Here is a 7,656-nt window from a genome sequence, read left to right as displayed (position 1 = left end):
CCCTGATGGCACCACCGTCGACGAGACCACGGTCGACGGGCCGGACGCCCGTGCTGAGGCAAGCGACATGGCAGGCGACATGACGGGAGACATGGCGGGAGACGACGCGCTCGACCAGACCTCGGTCTCGCTCTTCGAGGGCGACGAGGGGGGTCTCGAGTACGCCCAGCGCCACGCCCTGGTCGCCCTGCTCAAGCAGCGGTTCATCAGCGCCCGCACGCATCCTCGTGACTGGCGGGTGCTGGTCGAGCACGAGCGTGCCCTGCGCTCTCGACTCAACGACCTCTTTCTCGACCTGGCCATCGACCCGGTGCGCGAGGTCGCGTGGAAGCGCCAGGCCACCTCCGAGACCGGCAGCCGTTTCCCGACCCTGTTGTACGACGCGCCCTGGTCGCGCGAGGAGACCCTGGTCCTGGTCCACCTGCGCGACCGGCTGCGCGCCGGTTTCGCCAGCGGGGAGGCCAGGGTCTTCATCGACCGTGAAGACATCGTCGCCCACGTCGCGAGCTTCCGGCCGGCCCACGCCACCGACGAGGCCGGCGACGAGCGCCGTGCCCGCAACGCCGTCCAGACCGTGGCCAAGGCCGGGCTGCTGATCGGCACCGCGTCCGAGGAGCGGTTCGAGATCAGCGAAGCCGTCGAGCCGTTGATGCCGCTCGACATGCTGGTCGAGCTGCTCGCGGCGCTGCGCTCGACCAACGGCACCGAGGCACCCGCCGCGCCGGACGACGAGCTGTTCGACGGCACCGAGGCGGGGGAGGAGCAGGCATGACGACCGACCAGTTCGAGGAGCGGGCCGAGGAGCAGGTCGACGAGTCCGAGCACTCCGACGGGCTCTTCACGCGGGCCGAGGTGGCCACCCCCACCGACGACACCGTCCAGTGGCGCGCAGCCCTGCTGCAGCTGGTCAACTGGGGCGGCTTCGGTGGTCTCACCACCATCCCGCTGCGGGGTGACGCGACGATGATCTCCGGGGCGTCCGGGGTCGGCAAGAGCACCATCCTCGATGCCTACACCGCGCTGATGATGACCTCGGACACCAAGTTCAACGGCGCCTCCAACGACGCGGTCGCCGGCCGGGCGCGCAGCGTCGGCCAGCGCAACCTGCTCTCCTACCTGCGTGGTGCCGTCGACGTCGTCGACGACCCCACGACCGGCCGTCCCGTCGAGAAGCTCCTGCGGGGCAAGGGGTCCGACACCTGGGGCGCGATCGCGATGACGTTCGTCAACGACCAGGGTGGTCGGTTCACCGCACTGCGCACCTACTACGTCCCGCGGCGCGCCACCCGGTCGGCCGACGTGCAGATGCAGCTGGCCAGCCACGAGGGCGCCCTGGCTCTCGAGTCTCTCGAGGCGGCCGTCCCGGAGCGCTTCCACGCCAACACCCTGAAGAAGCTCTACCCGGGCATCCGGGTGCACCGCACCTATGCGGAGTTCTCCGCCGTGCTGCACGCTCGCCTGGGCATCGGCGCCAACGGTGACGGCGCCAAGGCGCTGCGGCTGCTGGCCCGCATCCAGGCCGGCAACCAGGTGCGCAGCGTCGATGAGCTCTACAAGGACATGGTGCTCGAGCGCCCCTCGACGTACGCCGCCGCGGACCGGGCCATCGAGCACTTCGACGACCTCGACGCGGCGTACTCCGCGATGCGCACCGAGGAGGCCAAGCTCGAGCTGCTCGAGCCGATCGGCGACCTGCACGAGCGACGGGCCGCTGCCACCCGGCGACGCGCCCAGCTCGACGCCTACGGCGTGACGCTCCAGGGCGACACCCCGTTGCGGTTGTGGCTGCTGCGCACGCACCTGCGTCTGCTCGAGGCCGACGTGGCCGCGAACCGTGACGCGCGGACGACGACCGGCGACGGACTGAGTGCCGCGACCTCGGCAGAGACTGCCCTCGTCGGTGACCTCGAGGCCGCCAAGGAGGCGCACCGCGCAGCCGGCGGCTCGACGCTCCAGGCACTGGCCCTCTCCCTCGAGCAGGAGCAGGTCGTGCGCGAGGACCGGCTCGGACGACGCTCGGTGCTCGCCGAGCGACTGCTCCCGCTGATCGAGGTCACCTCCGACCTGGACGTCGACACGGCGCTGGCCTCGGCCGACGACTTCGCCCTGCTCCAGAAGCAGGCCCGCACCTGGTTGACCGGCTTCGAGACCACCGGTGCCGGCCTCAAGCAGGCCCGGGACGCGGCTCGCGATCGCGGTTTCCCCCTGCAGCAACGGGTCGCGGAGCTGCGTCGCGAGCGGGCCTCGCTCGAGGGCCGCGCGGGTCGGGTGCCGGTGCGCCTCGACGAGCTGCGTGCGCAGGTCGCCGAGGCCAGTGGTCTCTCGGTCGACGAGCTCCCGTTCCTGGCCGAGCTGATCGATGTCGCCCCCGATGAGTCGCGGTGGCGCACCGCGGTCGAGACCGTGCTCGGCGCCAGTGCCCGCACGATGCTCGTGCCCGCCGACCGGCTGGCCGCGTTCTCGGCAGCCATCGACGGCCTGCAGCTGCGTGGACGACTCACCTTCGAGGGTGCCGAGCTGGGGCTGCCCGACCTGGGCCCGGCCGACCCCGAGCGGATCGCCGGCAAGCTGGTCTTCAGGGACTCACCGTTCTCCGGTTGGGTCCAGGCCCACCTGGCCGAGCCCTCCCGCAACGCACTCTGCGTGCAGGACGCCACGGGTCTGTCGGGTGGCGGCTACCGGGTGACCCTGGCCGGCCAGACCCGGAACGGACGCCGCGGCAGCCACGGGCGCAACGACTCCCGCAGCATCATCGGCTTCTCGAACGAGGACGCGATCGCCGACCTCGATGCCGAGCTCGCCTCGATGGGCGAACGGCTCGACGCGGTCGAGGCCGACGTTCGTGAGATCGACCGGCAGGTGCGCGTGCTCGACCAGTGCCGGGCGGCGTACGACGCGGTGGCAGCCGCACGGTTCGACGACCTCGACGTGGCCAGCAGCGACCGCCGCATCGACGACCTCGAGCGCCGGCAGCGCGAGATCCTCGGCGCCGACGACCAGCTGCAGGAGCTGCAGTCGCAGATCGACGAGCTCACCGCCCGTCTCGAGGAGACCCGCCGGCAGCGGTTCGCCCTCGACCAGCAGCGGGCCCGCCTCAACGAGACCCACGGCCAGCTGGTCGACTCCGAAGACGTGGTCAAGGACCGGCTCGAGGCAATGGAGGCCGGCGGCCGGGTGGCGCTGACCGACGAGCAGTCGGCGGCCCTGTCCGCCGACTTCGCGGCAGCCGTCGCCCCGGCCGACCCCGACGAGCTCGACCGGTTCGCGGAGAACTCGCAGCGGTTGGCCGAACGGCTGCGTGGCGCGGTCGGCGAGGCCGAGGCCGAGATCACCCGTGCCGAGGACGAGCTGGCCGGCATCTTCCGGTTGTTCAAGGTGCAGTGGGACTCCCCGAACCTCGGCTCCACCGCCGACTCCTACCCCGACTACGCGCGCATCCTCGACGAGATCCGGCAGACCGGACTGGCCTCGCGGCGCACCGAGTGGCGACGTCGGCTCACCGAGTGGTCGGGCCAGGACCTGGTGCCGTTGGTCGGCGCGATGGCCGCCTCCGTCGAGGAGATCGAGGACCGCCTCGAGCCGATCAACGCGATCCTGCGGCGCCTCGAGTTCGGTGCCTCCGGCGACCGGCTGCGAATCCGCCTGCGTCGCCTCGCGCCGACGCACGTGCAGGTGTTCATGAAGGATCTGCGCGTCCTCTCCGCCGGATCGACCCATGAGCTCGACGAGGCCGACCTCGAGAGGCGATTCACCGCGCTGAGCCGGTTCATGAACCAGCTGCGCAAGCCCGACGGGTCCGGCGACTCACTCTCGGACCGTGACCGGCTGCTCGACGTACGCCGCCACGTGGAGATCAGTGCCGAGCGCTATGACCACGCCACCGGCGAGCTGCGGGCGACGTACCGCACGCTGGGGGAGAAGAGCGGTGGCGAGAGCCAGGAGCTGGTCGCGTTCATCGTCGGCTCGGCGCTGCGCTTCCGGCTCGGCGACGAGATGCGCTCGCGGCCGCGCTTCGCGCCGGTCTTCCTCGACGAGGGGTTCGTGAAGGCCGACTCCGAGTTCGCCGGCCGTGCCGTCCAGGCCTGGCGAGGGTTGGGCTTCCAGCTGATCATCGGCGTGCCGCTCGACAAGGTGACCGGCCTGGAGCCGCACATGGACGAGCTGCTGGCGATCACCAAGAGCAGCACCACACACCAGTCGTGGATCACGCCGATCACTGACGCGGAGCAGGTCCCCACCGGGTGAGGTGCGCCAGCCAGCCGGTTGGTCGAGGAAGCGCACCAGCGCCGGTGCCGTCGGCGAGGACCGGCGTCCAGTAGGCTTCGAACATGCGTTCGGTCTCGAGGTGCGACGATCAGGCGTGCCTTCCGTTCGACCCGCCACCGCGGGCAGCGGCGCCGCACCCGAGTGCGGCGACCAAGGTCCGCGACGACGGCCTCGTCCGCCACCTGATGGCCGATGACGCGCTGGCCTCGTTGGGCTGGCCAGCGGGCACCGAGCTGGTGCTCTCACCGTGCCGTACGCCGCGCCGCGGGCAGGTGGTGCTCGCCTCCGACGGGAGCACGCTGCGCATCGGAGTCTTCGACCTGCACCTCGGCCGGGCGGCACTGCGCACCGACCACGGAACGGTGTGGATCGGGCGCGCGTCACAGGTGGTCGGAGCCGTGACCGAGGCCGCGGCGCCGTTGGCCGGCATGCCGGAGTCGTGACCACCTCGGCCTGGCCTCAGGGCGGGTGAGTTCGTCGATTCGGGGTACCGGCCCCACTGCTGCAGCACGCACGACACGCCGATGGGCCCCGTTCGACGAGCAGATGTGGTTGTCTGGACCAGGCCGGAGCCGAGGCGACTGAGGTGATTCGCAGGCATGTGGAACTTCGTGAAGGAACGCTGGGACCTCATCCTCTACAACGCGCTGCAGCACGCCAACCTGGTCTTCCAGGCCGTGCTCGTGGCCACGATCGTGGCCATCCTCCTGGCCGTGGTCGTCAACAAGTTCCGCATGCTCGAGTCGGTCGCCAACACCCTGTCCGCGATCGGGCTGACGGTTCCGTCGTTCGCGTTGGTGGGCCTGCTCCTGCCGGTGACCAAGATCGGCGCGACGACCGCGTTCATCTGCGTCGCCTTCTATGCCACGCTCCCGATCCTGCGCAACGCGGTGGTCGGTTTCAGCCAGGTCGACGCCACGCTGCTCGAGTCCGCCAAGGGGATGGGGATGACCGAGCTCGGCATCCTGATGCGGGTACGGCTGCCCTTGGCCTGGCCCGTGATCCACGCGGGGGTCCGCACCTCCGTGCAGATGTCGATGGGCATCGCCGCGATCGCGGCGTACGTCCTCGGCCCCGGACTGGGCGGCTACATCTTCACCGGCCTGACCCAGGCCGGCAACGAGAACGCCGTCCGCTACGCCTTGGTCGGCACGGTCGGCATCGTGTTCGTGGCCCTCATCGCCGACCTGTTGATGCTCCTGCTGGGGCGCCTCACCATCTCGAAGGGAATCCGCGCATGACCGAGACCGGCGGCACCAACAGTGACAGGGCGATCAGCGGGGCGGAGCTTCGCCTCGACAACGTGGTCAAGCGCTATCCGGGGCAGAAGGTCGCGGCGGTCGACTCACTCTCCCTGACCGTTCCGGCGGGCGAGATCGTCACGTTCGTCGGCCCCTCGGGCTGTGGCAAGACCACCTCGTTGAAGATGATCAACCGGCTGATCGAACCGACGTCCGGCACGATCCTCATCGACGACCAGGACATCAGGTCTGACAGCGCGACCAGCCTGCGCCGCAAGATCGGCTACGTGATCCAGGGCGGCAGCCTCTTCCCGCACATGACCGTGGCCACCAACGTCGGCGTCGTGCCCAAGATGCTCGGCTGGGACTCCGCGAAGATCAGTGCCCGTGTCGATGAGCTCCTCGACCTGGTCGGCCTCGACCCCGACCGCTACCGCGACCGCTACCCGCGCGAGCTCTCCGGGGGCCAGCAGCAGCGCGTCGGCGTTGCCCGAGGACTGGCCGCCGACCCACCGGTGATCCTGATGGACGAGCCGTTCGGTGCCGTCGACCCGATCACGCGGCAGCGGCTGCAGGACGAGCTGATCAGCATCCAGCGTGAGTTGGGCAAGACCATCGTCTGCGTCACCCACGACATCGACGAGGCGATCAAGCTGGGCGACCGCATCCTGATCCTGCAGGAGGGAGCGCAGATCGCGCAGTACGACACCCCTGAGAACATCCTTGCCGCCCCCGCCAACGACTTCGTGGCCGACTTCGTCGGGGCCGGCTCCACCCTCAAGCAGCTCTCACTGACCCGGGTCCGTGCCCTGGACCTGAACCGGCCCACGACCGCGCGGGTGGGCGACGACACTGCCCCGGTGATGCAGCATGCCGAGCAGGCCGGCGACGAGACCGTGGTCGTGCTCGACGACCGGGACCGCCCGGTGGCCTGGCCCTGGCTGCGCCAGATGCGCAACAACCCGACGGTGCGCGGCGAGCCGCGCGAGAACCTCCTGACCATCGACCAGGCGGCCACGCTCAACGACGCACTCGACACCATGCTCACCTCGACCCACTCCAAGGTGATCGTGACCGGTGATCGCGACCGTTACCTCGGCGTCCTCGACTTCGAGACGGTCACCGACCACATGCGGCACGCCGAGCGCGAGGCCGCCGAACACGTGGAGCAGGCCCAGCGGGAGAACGGGGTGCCGGGGCAGGGCCGACACGAACGAACGCCGGAGGACAGCCATGACTGAGCCGACGCCGGCCGTCCTCGACGAGCCGATCCCCGAGGGCCACGAGCCCTCCGGAAAGCGTGGCGCGCGGGTGATCACCCGCGAGATGGTCACCATGCTGACCGTGCCCCCGATCCTGGTGGCCGCCGTGTTCGGCGGCTTCGTGTGGTGGCGGCAGACCGCCGAGCTCGACGTGGTCGAGGCGAACCAGCTGCGCTGGAGCCTGCTGATCAACAGCCGCTTCCACGAGGTCTTCCCGAGCTGGAACCCGATGGACTGGCACGCACCGTTCCCGAGCTGGAATCCCGCCACCTGGTACGACGGCCCGCTGCTCCAGGGTCTGATCTGGGAGCACGTCCTGCTCACGGTGGTCTCCGCGGTCATCGTCGTGGCGATCGCCGTACCACTCGGCGTCATGCTGACCCGGGGGGGCCTCAAGGTGCTCGCACCGATCGTGGTCGGCATCGCCAACGCCGGTCAGGCGGCGCCGTCGGTCGGACTCATCGTCCTGCTCTTCCTGTGGCTCGACGGCGGCTTCTGGACCGCGATCATCGCGCTGAGCCTCTATGGGATCCTGCCGGTGCTGCGCAACACCATCGTCGGCATCCAGGGCGTCGACCCCACCTTGGTCGAGGCCGGCCGCGGCATCGGGATGACCGGGTGGATGACGTTGTTCAAGGTCGAGCTGCCGCTCTCGGTCCCGGTGATCATGGCCGGCGTACGCACGTCGCTCGTGCTGATCGCCGGCACCGCGTCGCTGGCCTGCTTCATCGACGCCGGAGGGCTCGGCGAGATCCTCCAGACCGGCATCTCGCTGTTCAAGTTCTCGTTGATGGTGACCGGCGCCGTGCTCATCGCGCTGCTGGCCCTGCTGATCGAGTGGTTGGGCCGGGTCCTGGAGCTGCTCACCCGGCCGAAGGGGATCTGAC

6 protein-coding genes are annotated in these 7,656 nt (G+C 70.2%); all 6 read left to right on the top strand.

What is annotated here, in order from left to right:
• Positions 1-772 (top strand): DUF4194 domain-containing protein (locus NJ4_RS19260; protein ID WP_322787635.1); only part of this gene is annotated, 772 nt, incomplete at its 5' end.
• The gene (locus tag NJ4_RS19255; protein WP_067438960.1) at positions 769-4,245 is read left to right on the top strand and encodes an ATP-binding protein; all 3,477 of its coding nucleotides are present in this window, start codon (positions 769-771) and stop codon (positions 4,243-4,245) included. The genes NJ4_RS19260 and NJ4_RS19255, both read left to right, overlap by 4 nt.
• A gap of 83 nt (positions 4,246-4,328) precedes the next feature.
• On the top strand, positions 4,329-4,709 hold the full coding sequence (locus NJ4_RS19250; RefSeq protein WP_067438957.1) for a hypothetical protein: 381 nt from the start codon (positions 4,329-4,331) through the stop codon (positions 4,707-4,709).
• A 156-nt stretch (positions 4,710-4,865) separates the two neighbouring features.
• Positions 4,866-5,507: an ABC transporter permease gene (locus tag NJ4_RS19245; protein WP_067438954.1), complete on the top strand. Its 642-nt coding sequence runs from the start codon at positions 4,866-4,868 to the stop codon at positions 5,505-5,507.
• Positions 5,504-6,748 (top strand): ABC transporter ATP-binding protein, encoded by a 1,245-nt coding sequence (locus NJ4_RS26980; protein ID WP_082748883.1) that lies wholly within the window; start codon positions 5,504-5,506, stop codon positions 6,746-6,748. Before NJ4_RS19245 ends, NJ4_RS26980 begins: the two co-directional genes overlap by 4 nt.
• Positions 6,741-7,655: an ABC transporter permease gene (locus tag NJ4_RS19235; RefSeq protein ID WP_245644630.1), complete on the top strand. Its 915-nt coding sequence runs from the start codon at positions 6,741-6,743 to the stop codon at positions 7,653-7,655. Before NJ4_RS26980 ends, NJ4_RS19235 begins: the two co-directional genes overlap by 8 nt.
• Position 7,656: the final 1 nt, after the last annotated feature.

It is taken from the genome of Nocardioides jensenii JCM 1364 = NBRC 14755, assembly GCF_001552535.1.
GTDB classification, from domain to species: domain Bacteria; phylum Actinomycetota; class Actinomycetes; order Propionibacteriales; family Nocardioidaceae; genus Nocardioides; species Nocardioides jensenii.
Note: the sequence above shows the minus strand (reverse complement) of the source record. Positions and strands in the feature narration are given on the sequence as shown.